Origin of the sequence: Streptomyces sp. AV19, from assembly GCF_015999245.1 — a bacterium.
Lineage (GTDB): Bacteria > Actinomycetota > Actinomycetes > Streptomycetales > Streptomycetaceae > Streptomyces.
Map to the genome: position 1 here is coordinate 109837 of NZ_JAEAMR010000020.1, position 19811 is coordinate 129647.

18 protein-coding genes are annotated in these 19811 nt (G+C 68.6%); 3 read left to right on the forward strand and 15 right to left on the reverse strand.

Annotation, left to right across the window (positions count from 1 at the left end; genetic code table 11):
• Window positions 1-42 precede the first annotated feature (42 nt).
• Both I5Q34_RS27385 and I5Q34_RS27390 read right to left on the reverse strand, forming a co-directional pair.
• On the reverse strand, window positions 43-2913 hold the full coding sequence (locus I5Q34_RS27385) for a stealth conserved region 3 domain-containing protein (protein ID WP_277965769.1): 2871 nt from the start codon (window positions 2911-2913) through the stop codon (window positions 43-45).
• Between the two features lie 43 nt (window positions 2914-2956).
• Window positions 2957-3988, reverse strand: a complete 1032-nt coding sequence (locus I5Q34_RS27390; protein ID WP_199895114.1) for a hypothetical protein — start codon at window positions 3986-3988, stop codon at window positions 2957-2959.
• 488 nt (window positions 3989-4476) lie between these two features.
• Here I5Q34_RS27390 and I5Q34_RS27395 point away from each other — a divergent pair, with 488 nt between their 5' ends.
• A complete protein-coding gene (locus I5Q34_RS27395; RefSeq protein WP_234429619.1) occupies window positions 4477-6237 on the forward strand; it encodes a stealth family protein in 1761 nt (586 codons plus the stop codon).
• Window positions 6238-6347: 110 nt separating this feature from the next.
• Here I5Q34_RS27395 and I5Q34_RS27400 read toward each other — a convergent pair whose 3' ends face one another.
• The 4 genes from I5Q34_RS27400 to I5Q34_RS27415 form a co-directional block, all read right to left on the reverse strand.
• Window positions 6348-6953 (reverse strand): (Fe-S)-binding protein, encoded by a 606-nt coding sequence (locus tag I5Q34_RS27400; protein ID WP_234429620.1) that lies wholly within the window; start codon window positions 6951-6953, stop codon window positions 6348-6350.
• Between the two features lie 217 nt (window positions 6954-7170).
• Window positions 7171-8169, reverse strand: coding sequence for an FUSC family protein (locus I5Q34_RS27405; RefSeq protein WP_199895117.1), 999 nt, complete (start codon window positions 8167-8169; stop codon window positions 7171-7173).
• Between the two features lie 68 nt (window positions 8170-8237).
• Window positions 8238-8588 carry a sulfurtransferase TusA family protein gene (locus I5Q34_RS27410; RefSeq protein WP_307811744.1) on the reverse strand — a complete coding sequence of 117 codons (351 nt, stop codon included), beginning with the start codon at window positions 8586-8588 and terminating at the stop codon, window positions 8238-8240.
• Window positions 8582-9364 (reverse strand): inositol monophosphatase family protein, encoded by a 783-nt coding sequence (locus I5Q34_RS27415; RefSeq protein ID WP_234429643.1) that lies wholly within the window; start codon window positions 9362-9364, stop codon window positions 8582-8584. Before I5Q34_RS27415 ends, I5Q34_RS27410 begins: the two co-directional genes overlap by 7 nt.
• Window positions 9365-9881: 517 nt before the next feature.
• Between I5Q34_RS27415 and I5Q34_RS27420 the strand changes: the two genes are divergently transcribed.
• Window positions 9882-10874 (forward strand): cytochrome c oxidase assembly protein, encoded by a 993-nt coding sequence (locus I5Q34_RS27420; protein ID WP_199895119.1) that lies wholly within the window; start codon window positions 9882-9884, stop codon window positions 10872-10874.
• 163 nt (window positions 10875-11037) lie between these two features.
• Here the strand turns inward: I5Q34_RS27420 and I5Q34_RS27425 are convergent, their stop codons facing one another.
• A complete protein-coding gene (locus I5Q34_RS27425; protein WP_199895120.1) occupies window positions 11038-11997 on the reverse strand; it encodes a cellulose binding domain-containing protein in 960 nt (319 codons plus the stop codon).
• Window positions 11998-12617: 620 nt separating this feature from the next.
• Between I5Q34_RS27425 and I5Q34_RS27430 the strand changes: the two genes are divergently transcribed.
• A complete protein-coding gene (locus I5Q34_RS27430; RefSeq protein WP_267912035.1) occupies window positions 12618-13943 on the forward strand; it encodes a peptide MFS transporter in 1326 nt (441 codons plus the stop codon).
• A 63-nt stretch (window positions 13944-14006) separates the two neighbouring features.
• On the opposite strand, the gene I5Q34_RS27435 is transcribed toward I5Q34_RS27430, so the two are convergent.
• From I5Q34_RS27435 to I5Q34_RS27470, 8 genes are all read right to left on the reverse strand, one after another.
• The gene (locus I5Q34_RS27435) at window positions 14007-14432 is read right to left on the reverse strand and encodes a transposase family protein (RefSeq protein ID WP_199895122.1); all 426 of its coding nucleotides are present in this window, start codon (window positions 14430-14432) and stop codon (window positions 14007-14009) included.
• A 96-nt stretch (window positions 14433-14528) separates the two neighbouring features.
• Entirely contained in the window at window positions 14529-14675 is a 147-nt protein-coding gene (locus I5Q34_RS27440) for a hypothetical protein (RefSeq protein WP_199895250.1), read from the reverse strand.
• A 392-nt stretch (window positions 14676-15067) separates the two neighbouring features.
• Entirely contained in the window at window positions 15068-15757 is a 690-nt protein-coding gene (locus I5Q34_RS27445) for an urease accessory protein UreF (RefSeq protein ID WP_199895123.1), read from the reverse strand.
• The gene (locus tag I5Q34_RS27450; protein WP_199895124.1) at window positions 15757-17532 is read right to left on the reverse strand and encodes an urease subunit alpha; all 1776 of its coding nucleotides are present in this window, start codon (window positions 17530-17532) and stop codon (window positions 15757-15759) included. The genes I5Q34_RS27445 and I5Q34_RS27450 overlap by 1 nt, the downstream gene beginning before the upstream one ends.
• On the reverse strand, window positions 17525-17836 hold the full coding sequence (locus tag I5Q34_RS27455) for an urease subunit beta (protein ID WP_199895125.1): 312 nt from the start codon (window positions 17834-17836) through the stop codon (window positions 17525-17527). Before I5Q34_RS27455 ends, I5Q34_RS27450 begins: the two co-directional genes overlap by 8 nt.
• A gap of 16 nt (window positions 17837-17852) precedes the next feature.
• Window positions 17853-18155: an urease subunit gamma gene (locus I5Q34_RS27460; protein ID WP_199895126.1), complete on the reverse strand. Its 303-nt coding sequence runs from the start codon at window positions 18153-18155 to the stop codon at window positions 17853-17855.
• Window positions 18156-18336: 181 nt separating this feature from the next.
• Window positions 18337-18651: a DUF6083 domain-containing protein gene (locus I5Q34_RS27465; RefSeq protein ID WP_199895127.1), complete on the reverse strand. Its 315-nt coding sequence runs from the start codon at window positions 18649-18651 to the stop codon at window positions 18337-18339.
• Window positions 18652-18866: 215 nt separating this feature from the next.
• Window positions 18867-19505, reverse strand: coding sequence for an HNH endonuclease family protein (locus tag I5Q34_RS27470; RefSeq protein ID WP_199895128.1), 639 nt, complete (start codon window positions 19503-19505; stop codon window positions 18867-18869).
• Window positions 19506-19811 lie beyond the last annotated feature (306 nt).

Below are 19811 nucleotides of genomic sequence, written 5' to 3' on the forward strand. Positions count from 1 at the left end.
AGCCTCCTGCTCGGCCCGGTCCCCTGGCGTTGCCTCACGTGATCAGTCGTCCTCTCGTGCCAGGATCCGGTTCCGCACCGAGCCCTTCTCGTACTGGGAGGCGACAGGGAAGTAGCCGTCCAGGAAGACCGCGAGCGCGTCGGTCTGCTCGTCCTCCGGGACGTCCCCGTCGTGGTAGTCGTTGACGCAGAACACGTCATAGGAGCGCAGCGCCAGCAGGCGGCGCAGGCGCGCGTGGTGTTCGCGCAGACCCACGTTGACGAAGGCGGAGCTCAGCGACCCCGGGATGCTGGTTCCGGTGAAGAGGCCGTACCAGTGGTGCAGCGACGAGGTGATGGCCAGGTCGGTGCAGCTGCGGAACTGTGCCTCGGCGGTGCGGGCCACCTCTTCGGCGAAGCGTTCCTCCAGCTCCGCCAGGACGCTGCGGCGCAGCGGGTGCGGAGTGTGCAGGAAGGTGTTGGCGATGGTCTTGCCGAACTCCCGCTCCATCAAGGCTCGGCTGTTCTTCGCGGCAGCGAAGGAGGGGTCGCTCTCCAGCGACGGGTCACCGGCCGGGATCTTGGTGGACGATATGAAGCACTTGGCCGCGCCGGAGCCGTGGAAGAAGGACTCGGGCTTCATCGGACGGCCGAGGAAGACGTCATCGTTGAAATAGAGGATGTGCTCGGCAATGCCCTCGATGCGGTGGATCCGGCTCTCGATGGCGTGCGAGTTGAACGACGGCAGGCGTCCTGTGCCGCCGAAGACCTCCCGGTGGCTGACGACGCGCACCCGCGGATGGTCGGTGTCCAGCCAGTCGGGCGTCTGGTCGTCGGTGAGGAGGTAGACGTTGCGCACCCACGGCGCGTGCAGGTCCAGTGAGCGCAGGGAGTACCGCAGTTCGTCACGGCTGCGGAAGCGCGCCGAGTTGCTCGCGGACTCGGCGATGGGCATGCCGTGCTCGGCCTGTGCGCGTGTCTTGCGCTTCAGCCAGGCCTCGTCCGTGCCGTCGACCCAGGTGTAAACGACGTCGATCGGGAAGTCGATCTCGTCGGCGAAGGTCTTGGCGAATGCCTCGACGGTGCGGTACTCGCGCTCGCCGATCGTGGCGCCGGCCGTGTGCTCCAGCTCGGTGCGCGGGAACGTGGGGCCGTAAAGAGTGCCGGCCGGGACGGTCACCGTCGTCTCGTCGTCCTCGGTGTTCTGCCAGAAGACGATGTTGCAGCCGTAGACGCCGCTGATGCGCAGCTGCCCCTGGCCGGTGAGAACCGGACGGAAGACGCGCACGATGTTGCATCTGTCCGGGACTGCCGACGGGCCGGAGAACGAGGCGAGGGACGTGCGCAGCACTGCCCCGCGGTCGTTGAGGAAACCCGCGTAGACCGGCTCGTCGCGGTAGTACCCGGCGAAGGCGGTCAGGAACTCGTCGCGCCGCGCGCCGTCCACCAGAACGCTGTACCGCAGCTGCGGGGTGGGGAAGAGGGCGTACGGAATCCCGAGCTCATTCAGCACCGCCACCGTCAGGTCGAGGTTATCCTGCATGGCCTCGAAGGGCGTGGTGTTCTCGCGGATCAGGTTGATCTGTCCGCCGGCCCGCTTGATGTCGGGGCGGGCTGCCTCGATCCGGACTTCGTGGGCCTTGTGGGCCACGTCGGAGTACGGGCGGTCGATGCCCTGCGGGACTGCGGCGCCGGTGATGCCGCCCTGGGCGTCGGCCGCGGCCTGGAGGGTGCGGCGGCGGGCCTTGTCAGCGGTGCGCTGTCCCCCGGCGTGGTAGGCGGCCAGTTCCTCCAGCAGGCGGTTCCACTCCTGGGCGACCTGGCCGTCAGTGAACCGCTCGGAGGTCTTGAGGGCAGCGGCGCCCATCTTCTTGCGCAGTTCGTCGTCGTCCATCAGCTTGGCGAGGGCCGCCGCGAGTTCGGTCTCGTCGCCGAGCGGGACGAGGAAACCGTCGTGGCCGTCGGTGAGTACCTCACTGGGGCCGTTGGGACAGTCATAGGCGATGACCGGGACGCCGGCCGCTGGGGCCTCGACGAGCACCAGGCCGAAGGCATCGACGCGGGCGGTGAGCATGACGATGGACGCCTTGGCCCACTCTTCGGTCATGTTCGGGGTGCTGCCGACCAGTTGTACCTGATCGGCGACGCCGAGCTGGCCGGCGAGGCTCTTGAGCGCCCGCATGCGGGGGCCGTCGCCGAGGATGCGCAGGGTCCAGCGGGGACGGTCCTGAGCGACGGTGGCGAAGGCGCGTACCGCGTGCTCGATCTGCTTCTCTTCGGCCAGGCGCGCACCGATCACCACGGTTCGGGTCTGCAGAGTGGACCGTGGGCGGTAGCCGCTGGGCAGGGCGTTGCCGATGGCGGCAAGGCGGGGGGCGCAGGCGCCAAGGGTCTCGGCGAACCAGTCACGGGTGCGTCCGGTGAGCGCGACCAGGGCATCGATGGCGGAACTGTACATGCGCAGCGGCTCGCCGGAGGGGCCGCGCAGCTCCGAGACGCGGTGGTCGAGGTGGACGGTGAGCACGTGCGGCGGGGCGAGCCGGGCCATGCAGGCCATCAGCGCGGGGGTGGTGGAGATCAACACGTCCGTGTCGATCGTGCGCAGGGCTTCGGTGAGCTCCACGTCGGTGAGGCGGCTGAAGTCCGACTCCCAGGAGGTGCTGACCAGTTCGCTGGGGGTGGCGGCCAGGCGTCGGTGGGCGGCGGCCATGACTTCGGTCGTCTCGGCCTCGACGGGGCGCTGCTGGTCGCCCTTCTTCTCCACGAGGTAGCGCACGGGCACGGCGCAGTTGCCGAAGAACGTCTCGCCGGTGGTGCGAAAGACGCTGAGGATTTCCACGTCGTGCTGTTTGGTGAGCAGCTCGGCGAGGGTCATCGTGGCGCGTTCGGTACCGCCCATCTCGTCGGCGTAGGTCAGCAGAAAGGTGATTTTCACGTGCGGCTTTCGTGGTCTGCGGCGGTCCGGGAGGCTGGTGCCTTCATGGGGTGACGGAGGTGCGCGGGGTACAGACGAGCTGGAGCGCGCCGCGGCGGGTGTACTGAGGCCTGACTTGAACGAAGGCGCCGTCTGCGGCGCGCACGGTGAACGCGGCTGGGGTGAGCACCTTGCGGGGCGCGCGCAGGTCGTGGTCGCGGCGACCGAGGTCCAGCGGCTTGCCACGGCCGGCCTGGCCGGGCAGGCGGAACTTCCAGACCTGGCTGGAGGCGTCGACCATCTCCGCAAGCGGGACGGTAACCCGCCAGGCGTCGTCGTCGCCGGGCAGGGGCTCGGCGGTGCGCCGCAGCACGCGGCGGTGCCGCGGCTCGACCATCTCCACGACGGGCAGGGAGCCGCGCGTGCCGGCAGCGGCCGGACCGTGGATGGCGAAGAGCAGGCCGGCCCCGGTGAAGGAGCGCTCGATGCGCAGCACTTCGGCCCGGGACGGGGCGGGGGCAACGGTGAGCCGCAGCCGACCGGAGATGGCGAGGCCGAGGTGGTGGCGCTGTCCGGTGTACGGGCAGGCGGCACGGGCCCGGGTGGGGCCGGAGAGGCCGGGCGCGCCGTCGCCGAGCAGGCGCAGGCGCACGGCCGCGGGAGAGGCGTCGAGCTCAAGGGCGAGGGTCCAGCGGCCGGTGCCAAGGGGCAGGCCGCTGATCTCGTCACCGAGCAACAGGGTCGCGCTCACGCACGGTCGGCCTGCGTCGTCGCGGTGTGCCCGGGCCTCGGCCCGCAGTTCTGTCGCACCCCGGGTGAGGACCACCCGGGCGGGGGTGTCGACGGGGGTGTCGGCCGGGAGTTCGGCGTGCAGGTTCAGGGTGTGGCCGTCCAGGACCGCGGCATAGCGGACGCGGGCGGCGGAACCGTGGGCCGCAGGCATGAGGGCGGAGTCCACGAGGATGTCACGGCCGGTTGCGACTCCGGCGCGGACACTGTTGCGGACGGCGGCGCCGACCTTCAAAACCGGACTGCGGCGAAGGGCGATGTGCGCGGATTTCTTGATCACGCGGAGGGCGTGGCGAGGAGCGGTCACGGGCGTACTCCGTGCAGGCTCGGCCGGTGCTCGGGAGTCATGATCGGGAAGTGCACCCCGACAGGGTAACCAGACCTTCGATTGGAAAAGGAGTGGTTCCGACTGACGATCAGGATCCATTACGGGACAACAGGCAAAGGAAAGATCAAACTTTGCGGCAGGCGTTGCGGTCTGCGAATTCTCGCCGTAATGCGTCCACAGTTCCGTGGCAACTCGGCGTCATTTCACGGCCGTTTCTACGGGCCCCTGGTGATCTCAATGAACATTGCGCCCGGTTGAGCTTCTCTGATACTTGATTAGACACACCTTTCGCTGGCACAGACCGCTTCGGCATGCCGGGAAGTGAGAGAGCGCCCCTCCGTAGCGCACGGCCGCGGCTCACCACGGGAAGATCTGGAACAGCCATGACATCGGAAGCCAAGTCACCACCGCCCGGACGTGGTGCAGCTCTCGCCCCCGCGGCCTCTGCGAATCCCGAAAAGTCCGGCTTGGTCAGGGCCTACCGCCGCTTGCTGCCCGAGCGCGCCCGGCGCGCGATAGCCCAGCGGATCTCCGTAGAGACCCGTGGCGCCCTCATGCAGCACATGGCCAACTCGCTCGACTTCCAACAGCGCGGCCAGAAGCTCCGCGGAAAGGTCCTCCAACGCCGCTACGCCGCCCACTTCGACGAGGCCCTGCTCCGCGTGGTCCTCGTCGACGGCAAGGCCCGCATCGCCCTGGTCGCCCCGGCCCCTACCCCGCAGGCCGCCCGCGCCGACGCGCTCTCACTCATCTGCACTGCCCTCGAGCACATCGGCATCGCCTACTTCTGCGTCCGCACAGAGCCGGGCGAGGCCCCCTCCATCGCGGTCTCCGCCGCCGATCGCAGTCGGATCCAGCAGCAGTTGACCCGCTTGTGCCGTCGCATACCCGGTTACGCTGCCCCGGTCGACCGCGAGGGTGTCCCCGGCGCTCCGCACCCCGGCTTCGTCCACCACACCTGGCGCCGGCTCCGGTCCGCCTCCGTGACGCGGGTCACCTGGTACCGCACCGTCGCCGACGGCGAGCTGATCCTGGGTCAGGAGCACGGCGTCGACATCGAGTACTGGAAGCCCGAGGACGGCCCTGAGGGCGCCGTGCTCGCCGCCCCGCGCCGCAACGTCGTCACCACCGAGGTCACCGCGGACGCCACCCCCGTGGACACGCCCATCGAGCTCTTCACCGGGCCGCTCGCACCCGGCGACGAGGCCACGGCCGCGCCCTGCCGCACGGTGCGCACCCGCCCCGAGTTCACCATCCGGCTGCCGCAGGACATCCACTTCCCCATCGACGTCGTCTACACCTGGGTCGATGGCGCCGACCCCGCCTGGGCCGAGCGCCGCGCCCGTGCCCTGCACGAGGCCGGCAGCACCCGATCCCATCACGTCGAGGCGGTGAACGCCGCCCGCTTCCTCAGCCGCGACGAGCTCAAGTACTCCCTGCGCTCACTGCACCAGTATGCCCCCTGGGTGCGCACGGTCTTCCTGGTCACCGATGACCAGACCCCCGCCTGGCTGGACACCTCCCACCCGGGCATCCACGTGGTCAGCCACAAGGAGATCTTCTCCGACCCCAAGGTGTTGCCAACCTTCAACTCGCACGCCATCGAGAGCCAACTGCACCACATCGAAGGTCTGTCGGAGCACTTCCTCTACTTCAACGACGATGTCTTTCTCGGTAACCCGCTGACCCCGCGGATGTTCTTCTTCTCCAACGGCCTGACGAAGTTCTTCCTCTCCCCCGCCCTCGTGTCGCTGGGCGACCGCAGCCCGGCAGACGCGCCGGTGGCGGCGGCCGCCAAGAACAACCGGGCCCTGGTGGAGAAACGCTTCGCTACCACGCTCACGCAGAAGATGTGCCACGTCCCGCACGCGCTGCGGCGCTCCGTGCTGGATGAGATCGAGGAGCGCTACGCCGAGGCCCACGCGGCCACCGCCGCGGCCCGCTTCCGCAGCCCCGACGACCTGTCGGTCGTTTCCTCACTGCACCACTACTGCGCGTACCACCAAGGCCGGGCCATACCGTCCGACCTGCGCTACAAGTACATGGACCTGGCCCACCCCAGCACGTCCCGCCGCCTCAACCGGCTGCTGGCCAACCGGGACCTGGACATCTTCTGCATCAACGACACGGTGTCCACGGAGAAGGACCTGGAGCGCACGAACGCGCTCATCATCCCCTTCTTGGAGGGCTACTTCCCGGTGCCGAGTCCGTTCGAGAAGCGGGGCTGACAACTCACCCGACGGCTGACGGTACAGCCCGGTTCTGCTCAGTCATGGCTTCGCTCCGCGTTCCTCGCGATGTGGTGCCCTCTGCTTTCCGGAGGACACCACACGCGGTTCTACCGGCCCAGGAGTCCGCTCGCCGCAGCGACTTCCGCTCCGGACAGCGGCACGCCGTCCAGCGGCCCGTCCTCCTCCGCCCTCGCCAGGATCTCGACCACGTGCAGGTTCCGCATGGCGCGGCCGTCCCTCGCCGACCAGGTGCCGGTGTGCAGCAGACAGGAGCTCTCGACGGCGACCACGACATGCGCCCCGGTGTCCAGCGCGCGAGAGCCGTCGTCCCCTCCCCCGGGCGTAGGGAAGTCGCCGCACTCTCCATGAGCCGAGAACTCGACGAGATCGATACCTTTCACCTGCCGCAGCAGCTCGTACGGACGCTCGCCGGGCCCCGTCGCACGCAGACCGCGGCATGCCCGGTGGTACGCCACACGGTGCGGGAAGAAAGCGCCCAGGTCCGGCGCTCCCATCCGGTCGGTGAGATATTTCGTCAGCTCGTGCATGCGGGAGGCGATCCCCTGGACATCCATGAGCAGTCCCAGGTCTCCGACGGAGTCGGCAGCGACCTCGTACGCCTCCGACGGCAGCCCACCGCGCGAGGCGGACGGGACGATGATCTCGTCGTAACCGTCGAAGGTTTCCACGAAGTGGTGGATCAGTCTGGCCATTTCGTCACGGTGACCGAACTCGGACCGCTTCCAATGACGACAGTCCTGCTGCGCCGGAAGCTCCGCGTCCACTCCCAGCCGGCGCAGCAGCTTCATGGCCGCCTGCGCGAGGCCGGGATGAAGCATGTCGTCAAGACCGGTCACAAACAACGCGGAGCGCATCGTCTTCGCCTTCCGTTCGCTCTCATGAGAAGCCCATGGGTATCCGTGACGCGGTTCAGGAAGCCTGTGCTCCCCCGGCAATAGCCGGTCCGCGACGCCGTTGCGGCCAGACGAGGCAACAGAAGACCAGGACGATCGCGCACGCGATGAGCGTGTCCACCAGGCGCTCCGCGATCGTGGCCGGGGCTGTGCGCGTCGTCGGATGCGCGAGCACCAGCACGATCACGCTGACCAGCGCGGTGTGCAGCGCGTATGCCTTGTCGGTCGCCCCGGGCAGGACGGCTCCCACCAACAGAGCGAGGAGCAGCAGCGCCCAACCTGCGGGGAGTTGGACCAGCACTGCTGCGGCAAGAACCCCGATGACGGTACCGACCGCCCGGTGCATCGTCCGGGGAACGACCGAATCGTCCTCCAGCCTGAAGACGAGCGCCGCGGTGAGCGGCAGCCAGGCGGAGTGGTCCGGGTGGAGAAGGGCGGCCGCCAGTGCGGCGAGAGCCATACAGATCGACAGCCGGATGCCGTTCCTCCAGCGGTGCGCGCAGCGCAGATGAGCCGAGAGGGACACACGAGGCGCTGCCTTCGTGGCGCCGGGTCTCCCGGGGCCCGCCCCGGCGAGCAGCAGAGCCATCGGGACACAGCCCAAGGAGTAGAACAGGACCGCATGCCCCACAGGGACCGAGCCACCGAGGCTGAACCCCATGGCGGTGAGGACCATCAGCTTGAGGCCGGCCAGCGTGCCGCCGGGACCCCAGCCGGTGAAGAACCCCGCGGCCAGACCCGTAACAGCCATGGCGAGAATTTGGGCCCAGCAAGCGGTCCCGGCCAGGCAGCCCACCGCCGTGCCCACACAGCCCGCGAGGACCACAGCCGCCAGTCGTTCGCAGCGCAGCACAAACGATCCACTGCAGTCGGCGTTGATCGAGCACACGGCACCTATGACGACGATCGTCGAACTGGCCGGGCCCGCGCAGACCACGGCGCCGACGAGAGCCGCCGCGAGGACGAGTCCACTGCGGACCGTCCGATCCCACGGAATGGCACATGTAATGGACATATCGACATGATAGATGCATGGTAGATACAAATAGAACGATTGGTCGCGCGCTTCCAAAAGACGGCGGGTCAATGACCGGCAATCGCGCGCCAGGGCGCGTCTTCGCGGGTGGGCCGTGCGTCGGCCGACAGTTGCAAGGCGTACACGCAGCAATCACCGTGGGCGCCGGGGACAGGACCGAGATATGTGTGACCGGTCAGATGGCACCAGGCAGGCAGATCGAGGGGCGCGGCCGGGTCGGTGGCGACGACCTGGATGACGGCGCCGGGCGCGGCATGCCGGATCCGTCCGGCCAGACGGAGCAGAAGCGTCACGCACAGCAGCCCGGTACCGTCCACGACGACGTCGGGAGACGCGGCAACACCGCCGGCCGCCGCCGTCACCTCGCCTCGACGCAAGGGATGTTCACGGTTCAGCACGCGGCCGCCAGCGGGGCCAGCACACGTCGCAAGGTCGCCTCGTCCCGCGCCGCGCCGAAGGGCAAGGTGTTGCCGCCGGCAATGCGGAACGGTTCGTCGGCGACAGTCGCGCTCACGCCGCCGGCTTCGGCGACCAGGAGCAACCCGGCGGCATGGTCCCAGGCGTTTTCCCAAGTGAAGGCCACGGCGTCGAGGGAACCCCGTGCCACTTCCAGATAGTCCCAGCCGGAGGAGACGCAGGGGTGAGACGTGATGTCGCCGGTCGACAGCGCCGCGAGCGTGCGCTTTTGCTGTTCGGTGGTGAAGTCCGGGTGGGTGATGGAGACTTCAAGATGCTTGCCGGGATCGGGGGAGCCACAGCGCAGCGGCTCACCGTTGAGCACCGCTCCCCCGCCCCGCCGGGCGACGGCCATCAGGCCCAGACCCGGCGCATACGTCCAGGAGGCGAGCGACTCCCCACGATGTGCGAGACAAACGAGAGTGGTGAAGCCGAGGTCTCCTTGGACGAACAGACGGGTCCCGTCGATCGGGTCGACGATCCAGACGGGTTCGTCACCGCTCAGGGCCCCGAGGACACCGGCATCGGCATATACGGATTCCTCGCCCACCACCGCGGATCCGGGCAGCAGGGCGATGAGCCCGGCCGCGAGACGCTCCTCGGCGATCCGGTCGGCGACCGTCACCAGATCATGCGGACCGCGCTTCTCGGCTATCTCGCCCCCGACGAGCTGCCGGAAACGAGGCATGGTTTCGGCAGCGGCCACATCATGGATCATTCCTGCCACACCGCTCAAATGGCCCGAACTGAACTCATTGATCACTGGGACATCGAACCACATCGGGTGAACAACCATCGGTGATCGAACACGATCCAACCACATGGAATAGGGCTTCGTGTATTCCTGAAAGGCGGCGGCCCGATCGCAGGTCTTCGATACGGGCCACCGCCTGCGGCCTGATAACCCCGGACGCCAACGGGCACGTCCCAACCCGCGCCGTCCTCAGGCCGCACGTACGTCTCTCCCGAGCCGGAACAGGCAGGGTAAACGTACAGGTGCAGCCCAAGCCGCCGGCCTCCGGAACCGAACCCACCGAAGCGGCAGGGCTGCGTCTTCAACGCTACGCTCCCGAGTCCCCGGATTTGTAGCCCATAGGTATGCCGAAGCACATTCCTTGGTCGTTTTCCCGGAACTCCCATAGGAGATCTCCCTCTCCCGCGAACCCGGGTTCGGAAATGTTTCGAATCGGCCCTACTCTGATCCGGTCGCATGGGTGCGAACTTGGAGAACGCGAATGGATCACAGTGGGCACGGCATGGCCGGTATGGAAGGCATGACGGGCATGGACGGCATGGTGATGGACATGCCGCCGTTCACCCTGGCGCGGGCTCTGCAGTTCAGCAGTGAACCGTTCTTCATGACCGGCTGTCTGCTGGCGCTGGCACTGTACGGCTGGGCCGTGCTGCGGCTGCGGCGGCGCGGTGACCGGTGGCCGGTGGGCCGGACGATCGCCTGGGTCCTCGGCGTGCTGACCATCGCTCTGGTGATGTGTACGAGGCTCAACGACTACGGCATGGTCATGTTTAGCGTGCACATGGTGCAGCACATGATCATCAGCATGCTCTCGCCGATCCTCCTGCTGCTGGGCGCCCCCGTGACGCTGACGCTGCGGGCACTTCCAGCGGCCGGGCGGGGCCGCAAGGGGCCGCGCGAGTGGCTGGTCGCCCTGCTGCACAGCCGCTACATGCGCATCATCACGCACCCGGCGTTCACGATCCCGATGTTCATCGCGAGCCTGTACGCGCTCTACTTCACCCCGCTCTTCGACCTCCTCATGCGGAACATGACGGGGCACATCGTGATGATGGTGCACTTCCTCGCCGTCGGCCTGATCTTCTTCTGGCCGATCATGGGCGTGGACCCCGGCCCGCACCGGCCCGGCTACGTCATGCGGATGCTGGAGTTGTTCGCGGGCATGCCCTTCCACGCGTTCTTCGGCATCGCGCTCATGATGGCCTCGCAACCGATGTTGACGACGTACATGCATCCGCCGGCCTCACTGGGCATCGACGCCCTGTCCGATCAGACAGTGGGTGGTGGAATTGCCTGGGCGTTCAGTGAGATCCCGTCGGTGGTGGTGCTGTTGGCCCTGGCGTATCAGTGGTATCGCTCCGAGCAGCGGCAGGCGAGGCGCTCGGACCGGGCGGCGGGCCGGGACGGCGACCAGCAACTCGCCGCGTACAACGCCTACCTGGCCGCGCTCGATACGCACGCACAGAATTACTAGCCAGTACAGGTGGGGCCAGGTTTGCTTCACACGTGAGTGGCGTACGGACGAACAGCCGGCAAGGCTCCCCTGCCGAAGAGTCGGAAATCACCGAGCGGCGAGACATCCGGCCCGACCGCCGGGGAGCCCTGAGGCCGGTTCATCCAGTGGTCAGGTCAGGCCGTCACTGGTCGACGACAACGTCCTGGCCGTTGACGGTCACGTGGCTCATTCCATCGGAGGTTCCACTGGCAACGAAGCCGATGGTGCAGCTCTGGCCCGGAGCAATGGAAGTGTCATAAGTGGCGGGGTTGGTGGCGACGACGTGGTTGCTGTTCTTCGGCGAGACGAGAACCCCGTCCCACAGAGAGGACACCGCGTTGCCTTTGCCCATGTCGAAGGCCAGCTTCCAGCCATCGATGGTCTTGTCACCGTTGTTGGTGATGGTGACGTTCTCCTGGTAACCGGTGCCCCAGTCCCCGGTCTTCTCGAATTTGACCTTGACGCCGCCGGTCGTGGTGGCGTCGGTCGTGGACCGCGTCGACTCGGTACCCTGCTTGTCCACCGCGGTCACACCGAAGGTGTATTTCGTGCCAGGCTTCAGCCCCTCAAAAACATGGGAAGTGCCATTCGCCGGGCTCTGGCCGACCTTCTTCCCGTCCTGGTAGACATTGAAGTGATCGACACCCTTGAGCGCCACGGGCGACTCTCGCCACGTGATCACATCCGCCTTGCCGTCCGGGCTGGAGTTGGCTCCGACGATCTTCGGGGCCTCGGGAGCGGTGGTGACGTCCACAGTGCTCCGGTCCGACTCGATACCGCCCTTGTCGACCGCGCTCACACCGAAGGTGTACTTCACACCCGGCTTGAGACCTTTGAAGACGTGATCAGGAACGTCCGCCTTGACATCGGGATCGACCACCCGACCATCCTGGTAAACCTTGAAGTGGTCGATATTCTTGCCCGATTCCGTCCAGCCGACGAGGGCCATTTTGCCGTCGTCGCTGGATTTCGCAGCATTGATCTTCGGAGCGTCGACCGAACCCCGGATCTGGGTACCGCCCTGGTTCACCGTGGCGCCGGCAGCAGCAGCCGGCTTGCCGATGTGACCATCGGCGGCGAAAGCAGGACCAGCGACCGCCACGCCGCCAAGAGCGACAAGGGCAGAAGCGCAGACAGCGGCCAGGTGCCTACTGATAGGTCGTCGATTCACTGAAGCAAGAATCCTCTCGTCTCATTCACGTTCCGGGCGCACCAAACGTTGTGTGCGCCCGCCGATAATCCCGCCAGGAGGAACCCCCGACGGGTCCCGCATCCCCATGCCACAACAGAATCCAATGACGCACTGTCACCTAAAGTGTGATCACTATCGCCAAGGTATACATTCCGCCGCCACTGGTAGAATGCCACTCATGCGGCCGTGGCACTCGGGCCAACTCCCGGGAAAGACCGGGTGTTTAGCACGCACGCGTGGAAAGCCGATCCGCCTTCCGGGACTTGGTCCCACCGACCGTCGGTCCTTGTCTCCGGACGTACCTCACAGCGTTGCCGTCGTACGTCGCTCGTTGTTCAGCCTGACACGAGCCCGCCTCCACGCAAGGACCGGCGGTCCGTACGTCCACAGCATGAAGAACGGAAATCCATCCATGACCACCACCACCCAGAGAGCGGAGGTGATCGCAGAGAACCGCACCCGCAAGGGTCTGCTGCCGCTGTGCCTGAGCGAAGCAGCGGAGCGGTTCTCCTTAGCGGTCCTTCTACGGGATGCGGGCGGTGCTCGCGCTGTTCCTCGTGGACTCCGCCCACGGGCTCGGCATGACCGCAGGCACGGCTACGGCGCTGGTCGGCGCCTATATGTCGGCTTGCTACCTCACGACCTTGCCCGGTGGCTGGGTGGCCGACAGAGTGCTCGGCCCGCGCAGGACAGCCCTGACCGGCGGCTCCGTCATCCTCCTCGGCCACCTCTGCCTCGCCCTCGACCTCGGTGCCGGCACGATCTTCACCGGCTTGTTCCTCATCGCGATCGGCACCGGGCTGCAGAAGCCGAGCATGACCGCGATGGTCGGCACGCTCTACGCGCGGCGCAGTGACCGGGAACGGGACGCGGCGTACAGCAGGTTCTACGCCAGCATCAATATCGGTGCGCTGGTGTCGACCCTGATCGTCGGCTGGTTCGGGGTGCGGTTCGGCTGGAGCGTCGCTTTCGGCTCCGCCGCCGTCGGGATGACGCTCAGCCTCGTTGTCTTCGTGCTCTCGAGCAGTCTGAAGGCGCTCGACAAGCCGCCTTCCAGGCCGCTTTCCCGCAACGAGGCCCAGCGCATTCGCACGCGCTGCCTCAGCGGTGCGGTCTGTATGCTTGTACTCGGTCTGCCGGCCTGGGGCATGGGCGTTCTCACCCTGACGCGCTGCCTCGCCGCGTTCACGGTTCTGGCCGTGCTCGTGCCGGTCGGCTACTTCACGAAGCTGCTACGCCGCAAGGACCTCCACGCCCGTGACCGTTCCGGTCTACGCGCCTATGCATGGCTGTTCGCTTCGGCCGTCGTCTTCTGGTGCATATCCGACCTCGCGGCCTCCAACGTGCAGCTCTTCACGAACGACCATGTGGACATGATGGGGATGCCGATGACTTGGCAGTCGGCCCTGAATCCACTCTTGATCATCGTCTCCGGCGGAGCGCTGTCCGTGGTGTGGCGGCGTGTACATGTCTCGGCCCCGGCGAAGTTCTCCACCGGTCTTCTCCTGTGCGGAGCCTCGTTCCTTCTGCTGTCCGTCGCGGCGGCGCAAGCCGCCGGAGGCGCACGCGTCTCTCTGCTGTGGCTGTTCGGGCTCTATCTCCTGCAGACGCTCGGTGAGTTGTTCCTCGGTCCCACAGGGCTCTCCATCAGTCACAAACTGGCCCCGGCCGGCATGGGCTCACAGCTCGCCGCGCTGTTCTATCTCGCGGAATCCGTAGGCGACGCGGTCGGCGGCCAAGTGGCATCGCGCCTCAACGGCACGACGCTCTACCTGACGCTCGGCGGCCTCGCCGTCGGCGTCGGCCTCGGTATGGCCGTGGCAGCCCCCAGGGTCCGGGCACTGACCGGCGAGTGAGCCCCGGGCCGGCTCAGCAGACTTCTTCATGGAAATCGCCGCCGAGCCGGCCCAGGAATTCTTTCAGGCACTCAGCGCCTGGATCGCGCCGGAATCCGGATAGGCCACGGACGGCACGAGCCGGGTGTTCACATCCACGACAACCAGCGCGTCCGGCGCCAACCGGTGGCGCTGGCCGAGCCCCGCAGAGCCGGAACCACGTAGGGGGATCAACCTCCCGTCCGCGATCCACAGCTCTTCGATCACTCCGGCCGGCCTCTGGGCCGGTTCGACCGCGAGAAACGGCCCGAGTCGTTGGATCACCCGGTGCACTGTGGACACCGACACGCCAAACAGCGGGGCAAGTTGACGCATACTCAGGTTTGTTCGGTAGTACGCCGCCACCAAGAGGACCCGGTTCTCCAGGGGCAGGTACCAGGACCGCCCGACTGCCGGCCCGTCCGCGTTGCACTCCCGTAGAGAGCGCATCAAACAGCCGAACTGTCTCATGTTCAGTCCTGTGAGTATCTCCACCCACATGGTGTCGGGCCTCAATTCCCCTGCCACGGAGGGGAATCGACCGTTCACAACGTTCTGGCACATGCCTCATTCACCCCTCTGGACAGAGCTGACGTCCTCGGCGGGGGTTGCCGGGAGTTTGGTCTGGATGAGGTCCATGACCGAGGAGTCGGTCAGGGTGGTCACGTCGCCGGGCGTGCGGTGCTCGGCGACGTCGCGCAGCAGTCGGCGCATGATCTTGCCGGAGCGCTCCGGCTCCGGCTCCGGCTCCGGCTCCGGCTCCGGCTCCGGCTCCGGCTCCGGCCGGGCAACTCCCGGGCGGGCTGAACGACTCGCCCAGGCGCCAAGCCCGTACCGATCGAATCCAGCAGGCGCGCAACCCGACCCAGCCCGTCCGGCGTTTGAGGACAGCGCCCGAAGGGCGCTTCGGGGGTGCAGGGGGCGGAGCCCCCGGCGGGGTGCAGGGGCAGAGCCCCGCTCGCCGCGCGGGCGGGAGCCCCCAGGGGCAGCCCCCCGGAACGAGACCGAGGGGCCCAGCCCCGCCCCATCGCGCAGAGCGCGGTGCCGGGCCCCGGGGCGGAGCCCCGGAAGAAACGGTGAAAGGGCGGGCCAGGGGCACACCCCCCTCACGACGCAAACAACCGCACCGGCCACCCCGCATGCCCCTCCGCCATCACATCCAACAACGGCCCCGCCCCCGCCGGCAGCACATCCACACACCCCTCCACCAACGCAACCCCGGCCGCCTCCGCCGCCGCACCGGCCACCCCGTCCACGTCCGCCGCCAACCGCGCCAACACCCCCGTCGCCTCGAACGGATCGAGCCCCACCAGCCGTACCACCGCCGTCGCGGGCCCGCTCACCGCCTCGTACGCCACCGCGTACGCCGCCTCCAGCGGCCCCAGCCCCGCGGCGGCCGCCGCGACGCCCAGCACCACCGGCTGGTGCGCGCCCCGCGGCCGGGCCGCGGCCAGCGCGTCCAGCGCCGCGGACGGCCACGCCGCCCGCGCGGCGCGCATCATCTGCCGGCCGAGCCGGCGCGCGCAGGCGCGCAGCACCGCCGAGGGCGTGCGCGCGTCCGCCGCCTCGTCCAGCAGCAGCGGGTCGAACCCGGCCGCCGCCGCGGCCGCGAGCGCGGCGGACGTCAGCCCGGCCGTGTGCAGCCGGCCGCGGCAGAAGGACTCCAGCGAGGCCGCGTCCCGGATCCGCCCGGCCTCGACGGCCGCCTCCGCGCCGCCGGAGTGGGCGTGCCCGCCCGCGGGGAAGCGCCCGTCGGCCAGGACGAGCAGGGGTGCCAGCCCGGCAGCCGTGGCCATCAGAAGAGGAAGTACCGCTGGGACATGGGCAGTTCCTCCGCCGGACGCGGCTCGACGGGAACGCCGTCGATCAGCACGGTGAACGTGTCGGGATCGACCTCGACGCGCGGCCGGGCGTCGTTGTTGCGCATGTCGGCCTTGGTCACCCCCCGCGTGTTCCGGATCGGGACGAAGCGCTTGCCGAGGCCGAGCCGTTCGGGGAGCCCGTCGTCCAGGGCCCACCGCGTCACGAAGTTGAACGAGTTGGCGGCGGGAGCCCGCCCGATCGCGCCGAACATCGGGCGCGGCAGCACCGGTTGAGGCGTCGGGATGGAGGCGTTCGCGTCGCCCATCTGCGCCCATGCGATCTGCCCGCCCTTGAGGACGAGCAGCGGCTTGACGCCGAAGAAGGCGGGGTCCCACAGCACCAGATCGGCGAGCTTGCCCTCCTCCACGGAGCCGATCTCGCGGTCGAGCCCCTGGGCGACGGCCGGGTTGATGGTGTATTTGGCGACGTAGCGGCGGGCCCGCGCGTTGTCGGCCGGCCCGTCCCCCGGCAACGGCCCGCGCAGCCGCTTCATGGCGTGGGCGGTCTGCCAGGTGCGCAGCACGGTCTCGCCGATGCGTCCCATGGCCTGGGAGTCGGAGGAGACGATGGAGATGGCGCCCAGGTCGTGCAGGTGGTCCTCGGCGGCGATGGTGCCGGGGCGGATGCGGGACTCGGCGAAGGCGAGGTCCTCCGGCACCGTGGGGTTGAGGTGGTGACACACCATCAGCATGTCGAGGTGCTCCTCGACCGTGTTGACGGTGTGCGGCCGCGTCGGATTGGTGGAGCTGGGAAGGACGTTGGCCTCGGAGACGACGGTGATGATGTCGGGCGCGTGTCCGCCGCCGGCCCCTTCGGTGTGGTACGCGTGGATGGAGCGGCCGCCGATCGCGGCGAGGGTGTCGCCGACGAAGCCCGCCTCGTTGAGGGTGTCGGTGTGGATGGCGAGCTGGGCGCCGCTCTCCTCGCAGACGGCCAGGCAGGCGTCGATGACGGCGGGCGTCGCCCCCCAGTCCTCGTGGATCTTGAACCCCACGGCCCCGCCCCGCAGTTGGGCGCGCATCGCGTCGTGCGAAACGGTGTTGCCCTTCCCCAGCAGGCCGATGTTGACGGGGTACGCCTCCAACGCCTCGAACATCCGGGCGAGGTGCCAGGAGCCGGGGGTGATGGTGGTGGCCTTGCTGCCTTCGGCCGGCCCGGTGCCGCCGCCGACGAGGGTCGTGACGCCGGAGGCGAGCGCGGTCTCGGCGGCCTGCGGACAGATGAAGTGGACGTGGGCGTCGACGGCCCCGGCGGTGAGGATCCGCCCGTTGCCCGCGATGATCTCGGTCTCGGGCCCGATCACCAGGTCCGGGTGGACGCCGTCCATCGTGTCGGGATTGCCCGCCTTCCCGATGCCGGTGATCCGGCCGTCGCGGATGCCGACGTCCGCCTTGACGACGCCCCAGTGGTCGAGGATCAGGGCGCCGGTGACGACGGTGTCGGGGGCGCCCTGGGCGCGGGTGACCCGGGACTGGCCCATGGACTCGCGGATGACCTTGCCGCCGCCGAAGACCGCCTCGTCCCCGGCGTGCCCTGGCCCGCCGGACCGGTCCTCCTCCACCTCGATCAGCAGATCGGTGTCGGCGAGCCGGACGCGGTCGCCGGTGGTGGGCCCGTACAGCCCGACGTAGACGGCCCGGTCCAGGCGCGGAAGCTCAGGCCGTGGAAGTTCGGGTCGCGGAAGCTCAGGCCGTGGAAGTTCAGGCATCGAGCTGTCCCCCGCACTCTCCCCGCAGCCCCTCGACGATCCGCTTGCCGCCGATCGGGACGAGGTCCACCTCGACCGGGATGCCCGGCTCGAAGCGCACGGCGGTGCCGGCCGCGATGTCCAGCCGCCTGCCGCGGGCGGCCGCGCGGTCGAAGTCCAGGCCGGGGTTGGCCTCGGCGAAGTGGTAGTGGGAGCCGACCTGGACGGGCCGGTCGACGGTGTTGAGGACGGTCAGCCGGGTGCGGTGCAGCCCCTCGTTGAGCCGGACCGGGGCCTCCGCGTACAGGACCTCTCCGGGAATCATGCGCGTCCGCCCTCCTTCAGGCTATGGGCTCGTGGACGGTGACGAGCTTGGTCCCGTCCGGGAAGGTGGCCTCGACCTGGACGTCGTGGATCATCTCCGGGATGCCGGTCATGACCTCGTCGCGGGTGAGCACCTTGCGCCCGGAGGCCATGAGTTCGGCCACGGTGCGGCCGTCGCGGGCGCCTTCGAGGATGTGCGCGGTGATCAGGGCCACGGCCTCGGGATGGTTGAGCAGCAGCCCGCGCGCCCGGCGCTTCTCGGCGACGTCGGCAGCCACGTGAACGAGCAGGCGCTCCTGCTCGTGCGGGGTCAGTTGCACGCGTCCCACCTCACTGTCGTCCGAACGCAGCGGGACATTACCCCAGTTCAGCACGGTGCCGAGCCGGTGGCGTCCCCCTGGGGACCGGTGATTGCAGATTAGGGCGCAAGCTTTTCCAACGCGTTAACTGGCCCTTTGCGCGGGCATGGGTGAACGGCGGTAGCAGGCCATCCCTCGCGGGTCATCCCTCGCAGGACAGGCCGTCGCGGTCGCGGTTGCGCATCCAGAGGGCGTAGAAGATTTCATCCGGATGCCCCGGGCTGTCCCAGTTGCTGCACACGAGACGGTGGTCGATCCGGCACTCCTTGCCCATGGCGTCCCACCATCCCCTCACGGCCCACCCGTCCGCACCGATGACCCACCGGTGTTCATCGGGTACGCAGCCGGCCGGCACCGGCTCGGGTTCGAGGAGGATCCAGCGCCGGCGCCCCACTTGGCGCCGGTCCTGTCCGTGCCCGCAGTACGGACATAAGGCATTCGTCTCGTTGACCCCCATGGGGACAGGTTGACCCGTCACGGGACCGGGAGGTCAGCGGTCGGCAGGCCGTTTGTCCTGGCGGCGGGCGATGCGGCTGCGCACGGGGGCGGCTTGGGGGGCTTCGGCCGGCCCGGGAACGCACAGCGGCACTGGCCGGTGGGACGGTCTTGCGGCCGTTCGCGGGTGCGGACCCCGTCGGCAACCAGCCGGGCGGGGTCCGCGCCCAGACCCCGTCAGCAGCCGGCCAGGATGTCGACGAGCTTGTCCTTCTCCGCCGTGTCGGCGCTCAGCTTGTAGTCGTGCTTGACCGTGACCCACATGCGCGCGTAGGTACAGGCGTAACCTTTCAGCGGCGGCATCCACTTCGCCGGATCCTTGTCGCCCTTCGCCTGGTTGACGCGGTCGGTGACGGCGATGAGCTGCGAGCGGCTCAGGTCGTTGGCGAACTTCTGGCGGTCGGCCTTGGTCCACTTGTTGGCGCCCGAGCGCCACGCCTCGGCGAGGGGGACGACGTGGTCGATGTCGATGTCGGAGGCGTCCTCCCAAGTGGCGCCGTCGTAGGGCGACTTCCACGTGCCGGAGACGGCCGCGCACTTCTCGTCCTGCTCGATGTCCTGGCCGTCGCGCTGGAGGACGACCTCTCGTGTGTTGCACGCCCCGTGCTGCGTGATCCAGTGCGGGAACTGGGTCCGGCTGTACCCGTCGAGGGACCCCTCGGCCTGGACGGTCAGCGCCTCGGCGTAGGCGCGGGCGGTGGCGGCGTCCACCGGGGCGGGCGGCGCGGCCTGGGCGGTGGGTCCGGTGAGGACGACCGTGCCGACGAGGGCGGTGAGGCCGGCGGCCATGGATATTCGACGCGCGTAGACACGCATGCGCAACTCTCCTGGTGGGTGGGATGGCTGATGTCGCATCAGGTTGCCGGCACTCGGTGAATGGGGGGTGAGTGCCAGGCAACACGATGACGACATGCTCATGCCAACACAAGAGTTACGACAGTGATCTCTCTCTCGGACGAGAGGACAGGACGAAGAGGGATCCGCCTACGGACCCCCGCCTACGCGGCCCCCGCTACCCACTCCCGCACCCCGTCGGGCGGCGCCGGATCGACGATCCTCACGATCGCCCCGACCCGCTCGGGCCCGGCCGCGGCCCACAACACGTCACGCGCGGCGGGGCAC

Bases quoted from the DNA above. Each gene is read 5' to 3' on its own strand.
- I5Q34_RS27400 (WP_234429620.1), bottom strand. From the start codon at position 6,953: ATGGCCAGACTGATCCACCACTTCGTGGAAACCTTCGACGGTTACGAC.
- I5Q34_RS27405 (WP_199895117.1), bottom strand. From the start codon at position 8,169: ATGTCCATTACATGTGCCATTCCGTGGGATCGGACGGTCCGCAGTGGA.
- I5Q34_RS27415 (WP_234429643.1), bottom strand. From the start codon at position 9,364: ATGATCCATGATGTGGCCGCTGCCGAAACCATGCCTCGTTTCCGGCAG.
- I5Q34_RS27420 (WP_199895119.1), top strand. From the start codon at position 9,882: ATGGATCACAGTGGGCACGGCATGGCCGGTATGGAAGGCATGACGGGC.
- I5Q34_RS27430 (WP_267912035.1), top strand. From the start codon at position 12,618: ATGCGGGCGGTGCTCGCGCTGTTCCTCGTGGACTCCGCCCACGGGCTC.
- I5Q34_RS27435 (WP_199895122.1), bottom strand. From the start codon at position 14,432: ATGAGACAGTTCGGCTGTTTGATGCGCTCTCTACGGGAGTGCAACGCG.
- I5Q34_RS27440 (WP_199895250.1), bottom strand. From the start codon at position 14,675: ATGCGCCGACTGCTGCGCGACGTCGCCGAGCACCGCACGCCCGGCGAC.
- I5Q34_RS27445 (WP_199895123.1), bottom strand. From the start codon at position 15,757: ATGGCCACGGCTGCCGGGCTGGCACCCCTGCTCGTCCTGGCCGACGGG.
- I5Q34_RS27450 (WP_199895124.1), bottom strand. From the start codon at position 17,532: ATGCCTGAACTTCCACGGCCTGAGCTTCCGCGACCCGAACTTCCACGG.
- I5Q34_RS27455 (WP_199895125.1), bottom strand. From the start codon at position 17,836: ATGATTCCCGGAGAGGTCCTGTACGCGGAGGCCCCGGTCCGGCTCAAC.
- I5Q34_RS27465 (WP_199895127.1), bottom strand. From the start codon at position 18,651: ATGGGGGTCAACGAGACGAATGCCTTATGTCCGTACTGCGGGCACGGA.
- I5Q34_RS27470 (WP_199895128.1), bottom strand. From the start codon at position 19,505: ATGCGTGTCTACGCGCGTCGAATATCCATGGCCGCCGGCCTCACCGCC.